This window comes from Dielma fastidiosa, from assembly GCF_003475485.1.
Taxonomy (GTDB): Bacteria; Bacillota_I; Bacilli_A; order Erysipelotrichales; family Erysipelotrichaceae; genus Dielma; species Dielma fastidiosa.
Window position 1 is genome coordinate 854,141 of the sequence record NZ_QRQL01000001.1, and the last position, 14,468, is coordinate 868,608.

Sequence of the window (14,468 nt, forward strand, 5' to 3'; positions counted from 1 at the left end):
GCTAATCAAAAAAGGCGGATGTTTTGAATACCATGCAGTTATAGCAGATAAAATTAAATATCGTTATGTACATAGAGCGTCTATTTGCCCCGCATTGGGGATGGATAGGCGCTCTTTTTTTATGCCCAAACCCATGGGCAAATACAAGAGATTGGAGGTGTTTTATTTGAGCAAGCCTGTTTATACCGCAGACAAGCCGAGCGACTGTCATTACTGCTACTTCTGGACGAATGGCAGAAAGGGCTGCCGTCTGGGTAGAAATAATTGCTACTACTTAATCTCTTTGCCGCCGAAACCCAAGTCGGAATGTGATGGCTGTCCCTATGGACGAGATCACCCGTGCATTGGTTGGTGTACGAAGAAGGTTATGCGTGAAGTGGGGCTTCGTTGATATGGATGTGTATGAACAGGAATACCGCTTCTACTATTTTGCCCGATGTCCTTACGAAAAGACGGATACGACTTTCCGCAGCATTCCGCTGACAACAGAAAGTTTTCCGCAGAAAGAAGGTGGTGAAGCCGTGTGAGTTTTGATTATTTTTACGGTCAGCAATCCGATCTATTCACATTCTATCGAGTTCCGAAGGTGTTGTTCACGAACGAGAGGTTCTGGAATATTTCTGCCGATGCCAAGATGCTGTATGGCATTTTGCTTGACCGCATGAGCCTGTCTGCCAAGAATGGTTGGATAGATAAAAACGGTAGAGTGTATATCATTTTTACAATCGACGAAGCGAAGATGGCTCTGAACTGTGCTGAACAAAAGGCTATCAAGCTGCTCAGTGAACTTGAGAAGAAAGCAGGATTGATTGAACGTAAGCGCCAGGGTTTGGGAAAGCCCAACCTGATCTATGTGAAGAACTTTATCTCTGCTGTGGATTCACAACTCTTGAATTGTGAAAATCACAATTCTGGAACAATGGAAATCACAACTCAAGAACTTCCGAAATCACAATGTAATAATACTGATATTAAAAATACTGAATTTAGTGATACTGATTCTATCTTTCCTTCCGGAAATGGTGGAATGATGGACGAGAATGACCGGTATCAAGAATACTTTGATTATTTCTCGGATCAGCTTAGTATGGATTTGTTGAAGAAGGATTACCCTTACGATTCCGAAATGCTGGATAACATTCTGGAGTTGATCGTTGAAACAGTTTGCACGAAGCGACCGTTGATTCGCATTGGTGCAGAGGAGCGTCCGGCAGAAATTGTCCGCAGTCGGTTTATGAAACTGAATGCCGAACACATTCGATATGTTATGGACTGCTTCAAGGAGAACACCACAAAGATTAGAAATATCCGTCAGTATATGCTGACTACGATATACAATGCGCCGACGACAATAGACACCTACTACGATGCTCTTGTTCGGCACGATATGTCACACGGATATTTGGAAGGAGGATTTAAGAAATTGAAAATGAAGCGAGAGGAAGGAGAGTGACGATAAATGTCGAAAAAAGCAACCATCATTGCGGTGGTCAATCAGAAAGGAGGCACTGGAAAGACCACCACCACCGAGAATCTGGGCGTTGGCTTGGCTCTTGAAGGAAAAAAGGTGCTTCTGGTAGACACCGATCCCCAGGCTTCCCTGACGGTCAGTTTGGGCAATCCCTGCCCGGATGATCTGTCTCCGACACTTTCCGATCTGATGGGAAAGATTATGATGGAAAACCCTATTACTCCCGATGAAGGGATTCTTCATCATCCGGAGGGCGTTGATTTGGTGCCGTCCAACATCGAACTCTCAGGTATGGAGGTAGCACTGGTCAATGCCATGAGCCGGGAAACCATTCTCCGGCAATACCTGGATACAGTCAAACAGAATTATGATTACATTCTTCTTGACTGTATGCCGTCTTTGGGTATGCTGACCGTCAATGCGTTGGCAGCTGCCGACAATGTGCTGATACCGGTTCAGGCAGCATACCTTCCTGCAAAGGGTCTGGAACAGCTGCTTGGAACCATCAACAAGGTCAAGAGGCAAATCAACCCGAAACTGAGGATTGAAGGGATTCTTCTGACGATGGTGGACAGCCGCACCAACTACTCCAAAGACATCAGCAATCTGATTCGGGAGAGCTACGGCGGAAAGCTGAAGGTTTACAAGACCGACATTCCCCGCTCTGTCCGTGCAGAGGAAATCAGCGCAGAGGGAACCAGTATCTTCAAGCATGATCCCAAAGGCAAAGTTGCCGAAGCCTATAAAATTCTGACGAAGGAGGTGTTAAACAATGCAGAAAAAAGGCGCAAACATCAGCTTGAAGGGGTACGATGATATTTTCTCCACCGATCAATCCAGAGCTGAAGCCCAGCAGGAGCGTGTGCAGGAAATTCCGCTTTCTGAGCTACACCCCTTTGAGGGACACCCCTTCCGTGTGGTTGATGATGAAGAAATGATGAAAACGGCAGAGAGCGTCCGAGATTTCGGAGTTCTCACTCCTGCGATTGTCCGTCCTGACCCCGACGGTGGTTATGAAATCGTTTCTGGTCACAGGCGGCACCGGGCATCGGAGCTTGCGGGTAAGGAAACCATGCCTGCGATTGTTCGTGACCTGGACGATGATGCAGCCATTATTTTGATGGTTGATGCGAATTTGCAGAGGGAGAGTATCCTGCCGAGTGAAAGAGCATTTGCTTATAAGATGAAGCTGGATGCGATTAAACATCAAGGTCAACGCACCGATTTAACTTCATCCCAAGTTGGGATGAAGTTGCAGGCAATGGATATAGTCGGTCAGGAGGCAGGAGAAAGCAGAAATCAGGTACACCGTTATATCCGTCTGACCGAACTGATTCCGGAACTGCTGGATATGGTAGATACGGGTCAGATCAAATTCAATCCTGCGGTGGAGCTTTCCTATCTGGCAAGTGAAGAACAGAAGGATTTTCTTTCTGCAATGGATTATGCTCAAGCAGCTCCTTCCCTTTCGCAAGCACAGCGAATTAAAAAGCTCGCACAGGAGGGCGAGTGTACGCTGGATGCGATGTGCGAGATTATGAATGAAATCAAGAAGGGAGAGCTGGACAGAGTAACCTTCAAAACGGATTCGTTGCGAAAATACTTCCCGAAGTCCTATACCAACAAGCAGATGGAGGATAAAATCATTCAGCTTTTGGAGCAATGGCAGAAAAAAAGAGAAAAATCAATGGAAAGGTAAGGTAAAAAATGTTTACACCCAAAAACATTCAGGGCGCTTTGGAAGAACTCTACGACCTTTGCGATCCTGATTATATGGTAGATATGCTCGTAAACTACAGTGAGGAGTTCGATGATATTTCTCCTGCGCTTCTGGCAAAGTCGTTTCAGAAAAATGCCGAGATGATTAGCGAGTATCGAGTATTGTCCTCTGCTGGTGAGGGTATCGACTATCAGGGAAAGGTACTTCTGAACAGCAGAGCCGTGCGGCTTCTGTCCTATGTAGAAGATATGAGCGGCGATGAAAAAGTTCGCACGATTCAGAGCAAGGAGCTGTGGTTAGCAGAAGATATGACATTCTATGTGGTGTCCTGTATGTCTACGATCACGATGGACAAGGAAGAAGCCATTTGTCTTAACGAACACCGCAGCGTGGTTACTACGGTGGAATGCGAGGACGATATTTTCTTCGACATGGGTTCCCTGATTTGCGAACTGGACGATATTTGCTTGTTCGAGCTTTTAGCCGATGTGGATGCGACTATTTATGAACTGTAACAGGTTCATGGATGGTCGCTTTTCTTATTTCCAAAGAAACGGAGGTATCGAAACTTGAAAGAATACGATGTGAAGATCACCGAAACCTTGGAGAAAACGGTTACGGTGCAAGCAGAATCTCACGATGCGGCAGAGGAACAGGTTAGAGCCGCTTATTACAATTCGGAGTACATTCTGGACTCCGAAAACTTTACCGGTGTTGCGTTCGGCACGACCGAGGAACGGGAGGTTCAGAAAGAACAGGCAGATACCATGAATGTGTTGCTGGTAAAGCCGTTCATGTATCCGCAGGCTGTGCAGATCGGCTGTGAGCTGGAGGATTTGCAGAAAGCCGTAGGTGGCGATATTGAGGCAACTTATCCGTTCAATGAGCCGGTTGCACTGGTGATGCACGACGAAGGTAAACTCGTAGGCAAAGAACTGAACCGTGCGCTGCGTGATGATGACGGCGATATTTATGACATTATCGCCGGTGATTTTCTGGTTGTGGGATTGGGCGAGGATGATTTTTGTTCTCTGTCCCCGGAACTGATGAAGCAGTTTGAGGAACACTTTCATCAGCCTGAGACTTTTGTACGCATGGGGCGCAGCATTATGGCGCTTCCCCTGCCGGATGACATGGTGAAGAAAGAAGATGCACCTGTCAAAGCTGATTCGGTTCCCCACAAAAGTAACCCTGACCGAGATGTTCTGTAAGGAGGTTCTTATGCAAAGAAATTCGACGATTGGAGAGCTGATGGAGCGAAAGCGGATTCAGGATGGTGCCAAGGAGTACCAGGGACATACCTATATGGACTTGGCACGATTTGATGACGCCACCAAGCACATGATTATTTTCGATGTGCTGACCGATGAATCGCCTGTCGGTTGGAAAGGCGAAAGAAATCGCCTGTATTTGAGCGATGTGGGTTATCAGAAGGCTCTGGATAACCAGAAAGCTGGCAATATCAAGATTATCAGCCATGCCGCAGTTGCCAAGGGCAATCTGTATTACGACCACAGAGATATGGCACGATAATCTGTTCACTCTACTGCTTGCAGGAGGTGATGAATCATGCAGGAAGAAGTTGAAAACAGAACAGTAAACCTGGCGATCAGCACAACCAAGCTGACGGGGCGCACTATCATTGCCGGTATCCGCAAGTATTTGCAGCACCGGGAAAAAGTGAAGATGAAAAAGGCACGAGACCCTGCCGTTCATGGAAAGCAATCCGTGAAACAGCTTTTGGGACAGAATCAGGGTGCTACGAATGTTGAGATCGACAAAGAGAGTATCCGTGATTTTGAAAAGCTCGCCAAGAAGTATGGCGTGGACTTTGCCGTAAGAAAAGATAAGTCCGTTGATCCTCCCCGGTTTCTTGTTTTTGTCCGTTCTAAAGATGCAGATGCTTTGGATGCAATCTGCAAGGAACATCAGGCAAGGGCATTAACCAAGAATGAAAAGCCGAGCGTTCTGGCGCAGCTGAAGAAGTTCAAGGAAATTGTCGCAGCGATTCCGAAGAAGGTTCGAGAGAAGAAACAGGAGCGTGATCTGTGATGGATAAGAGAAAAATGAAAAAGCTCCTGATTCTGAATTTACCGTATTTTCTGGTAGGGTTGTTCGCTACGAATTTAGGAGAAGCATGGAGATTGGCTGAGGGGGCAGATTCATCTGCGAAAATCCTCAGCTTTTTTCATGCCCTTCCGATAGCCCTGAACAATCCGTTTCCCAGCTTTCACCCGTTGGATTTGCTGATTGGTATTCTCTGCGGCGCAGGACTTCGGCTGGCTGTCTATCTAAAAGGCAAAAACGCAAAGAAGTACCGACACAATGTTGAGTACGGTTCTGCTCGTTGGGGAACGGCAAAAGATATTGAGCCGTTTATTGCACCAAAGTTCGAGGACAATGTGATCCTGACGAAAACGGAGCGGCTGATGATGAGCAATCGCCCGAAGAATCCTGCCAATGCCCGAAATAAGAATGTTCTGATTATCGGCGGTTCGGGTTCCGGTAAAACTCGCTTTTGGTTGAAGCCAAACCTTCTCCAGATGCACAGTTCCTATGTGGTCACTGACCCGAAAGGCAGCATCGTGATTGAGTGCGGCAACGCCCTTTTGAAGCATGGCTACACCATCAAGATTTTCAACACCATCAACTTTCAGAAGTCGATGCACTATAACCCATTTGCCTATATCCATTCAGAAAAAGACATTCTGAAACTGGTGACAACGCTGATTGCCAACACAAAGGGTGATGGAAAAGCCGGTGATGAGTTCTGGACGAAGGCGGAAACGCTGCTCTACTGTGCCTTGATCGGATATATCCACTATGAAGCTCCGGTTGAGGAACAGAATTTCTCCACCCTGATTGAGTTCCTGAACGCAATGGAGGTGCGGGAAGATGATGAGGAGTTCCAGAACCCGGTGGATCTGATGTTTGAAGCCCTGGAAAAGAAAAAGCCGAATCACTTTGCAGTCCGTCAGTATAAAAAATACAAGCTGGCTGCCGGCAAGACCGCTAAGTCGATTTTGATTTCCTGCGGCGCTCGTCTGGCTCCTTTTGATATTCAGGAGGTCAGAGATGTGACTGCCTATGACGAGTTGCAGTTGGATACTCTCGGAGATAAGAAAACGGCGCTCTTTCTGATTATGTCAGATACGGATGCGACGTTTAATTTTTTGATCTCCATGATTTACACACAGCTGTTCAACTTGTTGTGCGAGAAAGCAGATGATGTGTACGGCGGCAGACTGCCGGTTCATGTGCGCTGCTTGATTGATGAGATGGCAAACATCGGTCAGATTCCCAATCTGGAAAAACTGGTAGCGACAATCCGAAGCCGTGAAATATCGGCTTGCCTTGTTCTCCAGGCACAATCACAGCTGAAAGCCATTTATAAAGACAATGCCGATACCATCATCGGCAACATGGATTCCCGAATTTTCCTGGGTGGTTCTGAGCCAACCACGCTCAAAGAACTGAATCAGGCATTGGGAAAAGAAACTATCGACACCTACAACACCTCCAACACCAGAGGTAACAGCCCGTCTTACGGCTTGAATTATCAGAAGTTAGGCAAAGACCTTGCGAGCGTAGATGAGCTTGCGGTTCTGGATGGCAGCAAGTGTATTTTGCAGTTGCGTGGTGTCAGACCGTTTCTTTCTGACAAGTACGATCTGACGCAGCACCCCAATTATAAGTACACATCAGACTTTGATAAGAGAAATGAGTTCAACATTGAGCAGTTTCTGAGTCGAAGGTTGAAGCTCAAGGCAGGTGATGAGTTTGTGGTAGTCGATGCGGATTAAGGAGGTTTCTGTTTGGAAAATCTGAAAACGGTATCTGCCCTGGTTAAGAACATCTTGGAACACGACCACAAGGCAAGAAATACCGACAATCATTTGTACCTGATGGTACTGGAACACTATTCCGGTCTGCGTGGCATCGACATTCATGCCATGACGGTTCCTGTGTTTTTGAAGGAACTGGATAGACGCAGCTTTCCGGGGTTTGAAACTGTCCGCAGAAGCAGACAGAAAGTGCAGGCAACCTACCCTGACCTTGCTCCCAGTGAAGCCGTAGGCAAGCGCAGAGCAAAAAATGAGGTTGTATATCGAGAATTTGCAGAAAGCGAGGTGTAAAAAAAATGACTTGGTGGATCACGGATACCTCTATTGGGCAGCGATTGAAGTTCGTTAGACGATTTCGCCGCCTTACCCAGAAAGAGCTTGGACTCCTGATGGGGTATTCCGAGAAAACAGCGGATGTCCGTATTGCTCAGTATGAGAAAAACGCTCGAACCCCTAATGCAGAAACCACAGCGAAACTCGCAGAGGTTCTGAAGGTTTCACCTGTCGTTTTTTCACCGACAATCTGTGCTTCTCGTGAAGATTTGTTGCAGTCAATGTATTGGCTGTTTCTTATGAAAGGTGGTGGTGATATATATGATTGTGAAACTGAATATGCAAGAAGCAGAATGGAACAGAAACTTGGCGTGATAACCGTCGAGGAGTTCCTTGAAAAGATTCTCGTAAACTAAGCCTTCCGTCCGGTTTTGATGCCGGTAGTACGGAGGGCTTTTTCTATTCTCAAAACAATTTCAAATTTTAGGAGGAAAATATTATGGCATTTTTCAATAGCGCAGTAACCGTTCTTCAGACTCTCGTTATCGCTCTGGGCGCAGGTCTTGGCATCTGGGGTGCAATCAATCTGCTTGAGGGCTACGGCAACGATAACCCCGGCGCAAAGTCCCAGGGCATGAAGCAGCTCATGGCTGGCGGCGGTGTTGCCCTCATCGGCACCACCCTTGTACCTCTGCTCTCCGGACTGTTCGGTTAATCACAAAACAAGGAGGTAATCGCCTTTGGACAGCATACTCCAACAGATCACAGACTGGCTGAAAGAAATGCTCGTTTCAGCTATTATGGGAAATCTGTCGGGGATGTTTGAGTCCGTCAACAACCAGGTTGGCGAGATAGCAACCTCCGTTGGCATGACCCCGGCGAATTTTTCGCCGGGTGTCTTTGCCATGGTACGAAACATCTCCGAGTCAGTGATTATCCCAATCGCAGGCTTGATTCTGACCTTCATTGCCTGTTATGAGCTAATTCAGATGATTATTGACCACAACAATCTGGCAAATTTTGAAACCTGGATCTTCTTCAAATGGGTGTTCAAGACTTTTGTTGCGGTCATGTTAATCACAAACACATTCAATATCACGATGGCTGTGTTTGATGTGACACAGCACGTTATAAACGCAAGCGCCGGTATCATATCCGGAAATACTGCCATAGATGCTTCGGCATTGGAAACAATGGAAGAAACGCTGATGGCAATGGATTTGGGTCCTTTGCTCGGCTTGTTCCTGCAATCCTTTATCGTGCAGGTCACGATGTCCGCTTTGGCAATCATCATCTTTGTGATCGTCTACGGTCGAATGATTGAAATTTATCTGATGGTCAGCCTTGCCCCGATTCCGCTTTCCACTTTTGGAAACAGAGAACAGAGCAATATCGGACAGAATTATCTGCGTTCGCTGTTTGCAATCGGATTCCAGGGATTCCTGATTATGATCTGCGTGGGCATTTATGCGGTGCTGATTCAGTCTATCGCATTCAGTGATGACATCATCGGTTCTATCTGGGGTGTTATGGGCTACACCGTCCTTTTGTGCTTCACCCTGTTTAAGACTGGTTCGCTTGCGAAGGGTGTATTCAGCGCTCACTAAGGGAAGGAGGAAATTGTTTGGCAGCGTATATTCCCGTACCTCGTGACCTGACGAGGGTAAAAACAAAAGTGTTCTTCAATCTGACGAAACGGCAGTTACTTTGCTTTGGTGCGGCGGCGCTCATCGGAGTGCCGATTTTCTTTCTGGTCAAAGCAACCGGAAATGTGAGCCTTGCAGCACTGTCCATGATGATCGTCATGTTACCGTTGTTCTTTCTGGCAATGTATGAAAAGGATAGTCAGCCGTTGGAAGTGGTTGTAGAACACTTCATTCAGACCAAATTCGTTCGTCCCAAGGTTCGCCCTTATCAGACGGACAACTATTATGACGCTTTGATGCGTCAGTACAAACTGGAAAAGGAGGTTGAACGAATTGTTTTTCAAAAAGAAGCCACAGGCAAGAAACATCAAAATGCCTGCAAATCTGAATCGGAAGCAGCAGCGAGAAATTAAAGCTGTTGTGGAACGGGCAAAGAAGGACAACGGTATTCCGCAGACTGCACAGCAGTCCATTCCCTTTCAGAGAATGTTCCCGGATGGCATCTGCCGTGTCACTGACAGTTATTACACCAAGACCATTCAGTTTCAGGACATCAACTATCAGCTGGCACAGCAGGAAGATAAGACTGCCATCTTCGATGAGTGGTGCAGTTTCCTGAATTTCTTTGACAGCTCCATTCACTTTGAGCTTTCCTTTATGAACCTGAGTACCGATGCTGAAAGCTTTGAAAAGAGTATCCGTATCCCGTTCAAGAAGGACAGCTTCAATCCCGTCCGTGCCGAGTATAGCCAGATGCTGAAAAAGCAGTTGGCGCAGGGCAACAACGGCTTGACCAAAACCAAGTACCTGACATTCGGCATTGAAGCCGAATCCATGCGGCAGGCAAAGCCGAGACTCAACCATATCGAAAACGATCTGCTCAATAACTTTCGGCGTTTGGGTGTCATTGCCACTACCATGAACGGCAAAGAGCGGCTGCATCTGATGCACTCTATGTTCCACATGGGTGATAATGATAAGTTCTTCTTCGATTGGAAGTATCTTGTGGAATCCGGGCTGTCCGTAAAGGACTTCATTGCTCCGACGGCGTTTGCCTTTAAGACCAACCGCACCTTCCAGATGGGCAGTATCTTCGGTTCGATGTCTTATCTGGCAATTACGGCATCAGACCTGTCTGATCGTATGCTGGCGGATTTTCTGGATATGGAATCCACGCAGATCGTGACCATGCACATCCAGTCGGTTGACCAGACTGCGGCGATTAAGACCATCAAGAGAATCATCACCGAGCTTGACCGTTCCAAAATCGAGGAACAGAAAAAGGCTGTGCGTTCTGGCTATGACATGGACATTATCCCATCTGACCTTGCTACCTATGGTAAAGATGCGAAGTCACTTCTGAAAGAATTGCAGAGCCAGAATGAGCGAATGTTCATGGTGACATTTCTGGTGCTGAACACCGGGCGCACCGAGCAGGAACTGGAGAACAATGTGTTCCAGGCACAGAGCATCGCCCAGAAGCATAACTGCAATCTGCGTCGTTTGGATTTTCAGCAGGAATCCGGACTGATGAGCAGCCTGCCTTTGGCACAAAACCTGATTGAGATTCGTCGTGGCCTGACTACCAGTTCCACGGCTATTTTTGTGCCTTTCACCACGCAGGAGCTGTTCCAGAATGGTGGAGAAACGCTCTATTACGGGCTGAATGCTCTGTCGAACAACCTTATCATGGTGGACAGAAAGAAGCTCAAGAACCCCAACGGACTGATTCTGGGTACTCCCGGTTCCGGTAAATCCTTTTCCGCAAAGCGTGAAATCACCAATGCGTTCCTGGTTACGGATGACGATATTATCATCTGCGACCCCGAAGCGGAATATGCGGCTCTGGTTCACAAGTTCAATGGTCAGGTGGTAAAAATCAGCTCCTCCAGTACCAACTATATCAACCCTATGGACATCAACCTGAACTACTCTGAGGATGACAACCCGGTAGCACTGAAAGCTGATTTTATCCTGTCCCTCTGTGAGTTGATTATGGGCAGTAAGGATGGCTTGCAGCCTATCGAAAAGACGGTTATCGACCGTTGTGTGCATCAGATTTACCAGAGATATTTCGACAATCCTGCCCCTGAGAATATGCCGATCCTTGAGGATTTGTATGATGCCCTTCTGAAACAGGACGAAAAGGAAGCCCACCATGTAGCGACCGCCTTGGAAATCTATGTTAAGGGTTCTCTGAAACTGTTTAACAACAGAACCAATGTGGATATTCAGAATCGTCTGGTGTGCTTCGACATTAAGGAGCTGGGCAATCAGCTGAAAAAAATCGGTATGCTGATCGTTCAGGATCAGGTCTGGGGGCGTGTAACTGCCAACCGTTCTGCCGGTAAATCGACCAGATATTATATTGACGAGTTCCATCTGCTTCTGAAGGAAGAACAGACGGCAACCTATTCCGTAGAAATCTGGAAGCGATTCCGTAAATGGGGCGGCTTGCCGACCGGTATTACTCAGAATGTCAAAGACCTGCTTCGTTCCCCGGAGATTGCCAACATCCTCGAAAACTCTGATTTCATCTATATGCTGAATCAGGCAAGCGATGACCGAAGTATTCTGGCACAGCGGTTGAACATTTCGCCGCATCAGCTGTCCTATGTAACCAACTCCGGTGAGGGCGAAGGACTTCTGTTCTATGGCAATGTGATTCTGCCGTTCATTGACCGATTCCCGACAGATCTGGAACTGTATCGCATTATGACCACGAAGTTAAACGAGGTGGCACAGGAAAAGGAGGCGTAATGTATGGCGAAAAGACCTACACGACTCCGTTTTACCGAAGATGACCTTGCAGATTCTCATGTGAAGAAAGCTGCCGACCGTGCAGATAAGGCGGTTGATAGGGCTGAAAAAGCGGCAGACAAATTGGCTTCTAAAAAGGCAAAGCCGAAGCTAAAGCTGGAAACAGATGCAGCCGGTTCCCGTAAAGCAAAGCTCCGTTTTGAAAAAGCGGAGTTTACGGAAATCGAGCGCCCATCTGTGGCAAAGCACATGGCAAGCCGTGGTGCCGCAGTCACGCTCACATCCAAAGCACATCGGGCGGTGTCAGAATATGAGGATGATAATATCGGCGTTCAGGCTGTGCAGGAAACGACCAAGGCTGTTGAATCCACTGTCTATACCGTCGATCATGCCGTTTACAGTCACAAGCTGAAAGCCTACGACAAGGCGGAAAAGCTGGTTGAGAAGTCAGATAAAGCAAATGTAAATGCCCTGTATGAGAAGTTCAAAAAGGACAACCCCGATGCCGGTTCCAATCCCTTTTCCCGTTGGCAACAGAAAAGGGCAATCAAGAAAGAATATGCTGCCGCCAAAGCCGGTAAGAATACCGCTTCGACAACGGCTTCTGCATCTAAGGGTGCAGGCAAGGCAACGGGCAAAGCAGCTCAGGGAGCCAAGAACATCACAGAAAGAGTAACGGAGTTCTGCACCACACACTCTAAAACGATTCTGTTTGTTTTGATTGCCGGACTGCTTTTTATGATACTCTCAGGGATGTTCTCGTCTTGTTCGGCTATGTTCCAAGGCGGCACACAGATCATTCTGGGAACTTCTTTTACTGCAAAAGAGGAAGATATTATTGGTGCGGACAATGATTACAAGGCTTTGGAAGCTGCGCTCCGCAATAAAATCAATAATATCGAGCGTACTCATAGCGGATATGACGAGTACCGGTATGACCTTGATGAAATCAACCACAATCCTTATGAGCTGGCGGCGTATTTGACGGTGAAGTTTGAGGATTACACCAGAGATGAGGTGCAGGCTACCCTGCAATGGCTATTTGAGCAACAATATGAGCTGACCCTGACGGAAGTAGTAGAGATTCGTACACGAACAACATCTTCTACTGATCCCGAAACGGGAGAGACAACAACAGAGGAAGAAGATTACGAATATTATATTCTGAATGTGAAGCTCAGAAATAAGGGCTTGAACAGTGTGATTTCAAATTCCGGCTTGTCGGAAGATGATATGGAGCGATATAGAATTTTGCTTCAGACAAGGGGCAACAGACCGGATATTTTCGGAAATGACATTTACGCCACCCCTGGCGGCGAGTACACCGATTATGATATTCCGGGCGAAGCGCTGACAGACACAAGATTTGCCAATATGATTCGGGAAGCTGAAAAATATCTGGGATACCCGTATGTGTGGGGCGGCAGCAGCCCGTCTACCTCCTTTGACTGCTCCGGATTTGTTTCCTATGTAATCAATCACTGCGGAAACGGTTGGAGTGTTGGTCGTTTGACCGCAAACGGTTTGATGGGCGTATGCGACATTATCCCGAAAAGCTCTGCCAAACCGGGAGATTTGATTTTCTTCCAAGGCACTTATGATACCTCCGGTGCATCACACGTTGGTATCTATGTTGGCAATGGTATGATGATCCACTGCGGAAACCCCATTTCCTACGCTTCTATCGAATCGAATTACTGGCAACAGCATTTTTACTGCTTCGGCAGAATCAGAAACTAAAGGAGGGATGGCGATTGAGTGCCAAGTTAGACAGAATAGGTGCAGACCTTGAAAAAGCCCGTAAGAAACGGGCAGAATGGGATGCTAAGGTGAAAGACCTGGAACGCAGATACCGTGAGGAGGAAAATTCCGAAATCCATGAGATGGTTCATGCTGCGAACCTGAATCCCGAACAGCTTTCCGAGCTGCTCCGTATGTTTGCTGCGGATATGGCTCCGAAGCCTGATACGATCAATACTATGAATGAGGAGGAAACGCAGAATGAGATTTAAGAAAATTGGAGCCGCATTGCTGGCGTGTGCAATGTGTTTTGGCGTGTTTTCTACAACGGCATTTGCCTATGTAGATGAAAGCGTAGCGACTGAAGAACCTGCGGTCGAAGAAAAAGTTCCCGAAACAGAGCCGGAGGAGCCGATGCTACCGCTTACTCCCGACGGCAATCTGACTTTGGTTGATGACGCTGGCTCGCCTACGAAAAGCGGAAAGCAGTTCATTACCGCTGTAACCAAAAACGGAAACTACTTCTATATCATCATTGACCGTGATGATAAGGGCGAGGAAACCGTGCATTTTCTGAATCAGGTGGATGAAGCCGACCTGCTCAAGCTGATGGACGAGGAAGAAGTTGCAGAGTTCACCAAGCCGGTTGAGGAAACAAAGCCGGAAGTAGTTGAAACAGTTCCTGAAATTACAGAACCGACACCGGAGGAAAAGCCGAAATCCACAAATATGCTCCCGGCGATTCTTACTCTGATTGTGCTTGCCTGTGGTGGTGGATTCTTCGTATTTAAGAAAGTCCAGGAAAAGAAGAAGGCACAGGAAGCGGCAAAGCCTGACCCAGATGCTGATTATGTGGACGATGACGAGGACTATGGGTACGATCCGGAGTTTGAGGACGACGATGAAGATAGCTCCGTCGATGAAGATGATAATGAACCTGTGTAAACAGGATAGGCTTGATGCCTGGGGCAGCCTTCGGGTTGCCTTTACATAGTTTCCGCTTTCAAAAAATA

General features: G+C 47.1%; 18 protein-coding genes. All 18 read left to right on the top strand.

What is annotated here, in order from left to right; translation table 11 throughout:
• Positions 1–371: 371 nt before the first annotated feature.
• On the top strand, positions 372–527 hold the full coding sequence (locus DWZ33_RS04395; RefSeq protein ID WP_227131618.1) for a hypothetical protein: 156 nt from the start codon (positions 372–374) through the stop codon (positions 525–527).
• On the top strand, positions 524–1,453 hold the full coding sequence (locus tag DWZ33_RS04400) for a DUF6017 domain-containing protein (RefSeq protein ID WP_002304312.1): 930 nt from the start codon (positions 524–526) through the stop codon (positions 1,451–1,453). Before DWZ33_RS04395 ends, DWZ33_RS04400 begins: the two co-directional genes overlap by 4 nt.
• A 6-nt stretch (positions 1,454–1,459) precedes the next feature.
• On the top strand, positions 1,460–2,287 hold the full coding sequence (locus tag DWZ33_RS04405; RefSeq protein WP_002304313.1) for a ParA family protein: 828 nt from the start codon (positions 1,460–1,462) through the stop codon (positions 2,285–2,287).
• Positions 2,244–3,170: a ParB/RepB/Spo0J family partition protein gene (locus tag DWZ33_RS04410; RefSeq protein WP_002304314.1), complete on the top strand. Its 927-nt coding sequence runs from the start codon at positions 2,244–2,246 to the stop codon at positions 3,168–3,170. Before DWZ33_RS04405 ends, DWZ33_RS04410 begins: the two co-directional genes overlap by 44 nt.
• 8 nt (positions 3,171–3,178) lie before the next feature.
• Complete coding sequence (locus tag DWZ33_RS04415; RefSeq protein WP_002304315.1) at positions 3,179–3,706, top strand: hypothetical protein; 528 nt, start codon at positions 3,179–3,181, stop codon at positions 3,704–3,706.
• Between the two features lie 54 nt (positions 3,707–3,760).
• Entirely contained in the window at positions 3,761–4,402 is a 642-nt protein-coding gene (locus tag DWZ33_RS04420; RefSeq protein ID WP_002588969.1) for a DUF3846 domain-containing protein, read from the top strand.
• Positions 4,403–4,412: 10 nt separating this feature from the next.
• Positions 4,413–4,724, top strand: coding sequence for a DUF5720 family protein (locus tag DWZ33_RS04425; protein WP_002304317.1), 312 nt, complete (start codon positions 4,413–4,415; stop codon positions 4,722–4,724).
• Positions 4,725–4,760: 36 nt separating this feature from the next.
• A complete protein-coding gene (locus DWZ33_RS04430) occupies positions 4,761–5,243 on the top strand; it encodes a PcfB family protein (protein ID WP_002304320.1) in 483 nt (160 codons plus the stop codon).
• On the top strand, positions 5,243–6,994 hold the full coding sequence (locus DWZ33_RS04435) for a VirD4-like conjugal transfer protein, CD1115 family (protein WP_002588968.1): 1,752 nt from the start codon (positions 5,243–5,245) through the stop codon (positions 6,992–6,994). The genes DWZ33_RS04430 and DWZ33_RS04435 overlap by 1 nt, the downstream gene beginning before the upstream one ends.
• A 12-nt stretch (positions 6,995–7,006) precedes the next feature.
• Complete coding sequence (locus tag DWZ33_RS04440) at positions 7,007–7,327, top strand: hypothetical protein (RefSeq protein WP_002304332.1); 321 nt, start codon at positions 7,007–7,009, stop codon at positions 7,325–7,327.
• Positions 7,328–7,332: 5 nt separating this feature from the next.
• Positions 7,333–7,725 (top strand): helix-turn-helix domain-containing protein, encoded by a 393-nt coding sequence (locus DWZ33_RS04445; protein WP_002304334.1) that lies wholly within the window; start codon positions 7,333–7,335, stop codon positions 7,723–7,725.
• Positions 7,726–7,808: 83 nt separating this feature from the next.
• Positions 7,809–8,024 (top strand): Maff2 family mobile element protein, encoded by a 216-nt coding sequence (locus tag DWZ33_RS04450; protein ID WP_002576404.1) that lies wholly within the window; start codon positions 7,809–7,811, stop codon positions 8,022–8,024.
• 25 nt (positions 8,025–8,049) lie between these two features.
• Entirely contained in the window at positions 8,050–8,916 is an 867-nt protein-coding gene (locus tag DWZ33_RS04455; RefSeq protein ID WP_002304374.1) for a VirB6/TrbL-like conjugal transfer protein, CD1112 family, read from the top strand.
• Between the two features lie 17 nt (positions 8,917–8,933).
• Positions 8,934–9,368 (top strand): PrgI family protein, encoded by a 435-nt coding sequence (locus tag DWZ33_RS04460; protein WP_002304375.1) that lies wholly within the window; start codon positions 8,934–8,936, stop codon positions 9,366–9,368.
• Complete coding sequence (locus DWZ33_RS04465) at positions 9,328–11,715, top strand: VirB4-like conjugal transfer ATPase, CD1110 family (RefSeq protein WP_002588967.1); 2,388 nt, start codon at positions 9,328–9,330, stop codon at positions 11,713–11,715. Before DWZ33_RS04460 ends, DWZ33_RS04465 begins: the two co-directional genes overlap by 41 nt.
• Before the next feature lie 3 nt (positions 11,716–11,718).
• Positions 11,719–13,455 (top strand): C40 family peptidase, encoded by a 1,737-nt coding sequence (locus DWZ33_RS04470; RefSeq protein WP_002304377.1) that lies wholly within the window; start codon positions 11,719–11,721, stop codon positions 13,453–13,455.
• A gap of 14 nt (positions 13,456–13,469) precedes the next feature.
• A complete protein-coding gene (locus DWZ33_RS04475) occupies positions 13,470–13,727 on the top strand; it encodes a DUF4315 family protein (RefSeq protein WP_002304378.1) in 258 nt (85 codons plus the stop codon).
• The gene (locus DWZ33_RS04480) at positions 13,717–14,400 is read left to right on the top strand and encodes a DUF4366 domain-containing protein (protein ID WP_002578950.1); all 684 of its coding nucleotides are present in this window, start codon (positions 13,717–13,719) and stop codon (positions 14,398–14,400) included. Before DWZ33_RS04475 ends, DWZ33_RS04480 begins: the two co-directional genes overlap by 11 nt.
• The last annotated feature ends 68 nt before the right edge of the window (positions 14,401–14,468 follow it).

Coding starts and splice junctions, on each gene's coding strand:
- DWZ33_RS04435 (WP_002588968.1), top strand. CDS start 5,243: ATGGATAAGAGAAAAATGAAAAAGCTCCTGATTCTGAATTTACCGTAT.
- DWZ33_RS04465 (WP_002588967.1), top strand. CDS start 9,328: ATGCCTGCAAATCTGAATCGGAAGCAGCAGCGAGAAATTAAAGCTGTT.
- DWZ33_RS04480 (WP_002578950.1), top strand. CDS start 13,717: ATGAGATTTAAGAAAATTGGAGCCGCATTGCTGGCGTGTGCAATGTGT.
- DWZ33_RS04415 (WP_002304315.1), top strand. CDS start 3,179: ATGTTTACACCCAAAAACATTCAGGGCGCTTTGGAAGAACTCTACGAC.
- DWZ33_RS04430 (WP_002304320.1), top strand. CDS start 4,761: ATGCAGGAAGAAGTTGAAAACAGAACAGTAAACCTGGCGATCAGCACA.
- DWZ33_RS04425 (WP_002304317.1), top strand. CDS start 4,413: ATGCAAAGAAATTCGACGATTGGAGAGCTGATGGAGCGAAAGCGGATT.
- DWZ33_RS04470 (WP_002304377.1), top strand. CDS start 11,719: ATGGCGAAAAGACCTACACGACTCCGTTTTACCGAAGATGACCTTGCA.
- DWZ33_RS04445 (WP_002304334.1), top strand. CDS start 7,333: ATGACTTGGTGGATCACGGATACCTCTATTGGGCAGCGATTGAAGTTC.
- DWZ33_RS04410 (WP_002304314.1), top strand. CDS start 2,244: ATGCAGAAAAAAGGCGCAAACATCAGCTTGAAGGGGTACGATGATATT.
- DWZ33_RS04450 (WP_002576404.1), top strand. CDS start 7,809: ATGGCATTTTTCAATAGCGCAGTAACCGTTCTTCAGACTCTCGTTATC.
- DWZ33_RS04405 (WP_002304313.1), top strand. CDS start 1,460: ATGTCGAAAAAAGCAACCATCATTGCGGTGGTCAATCAGAAAGGAGGC.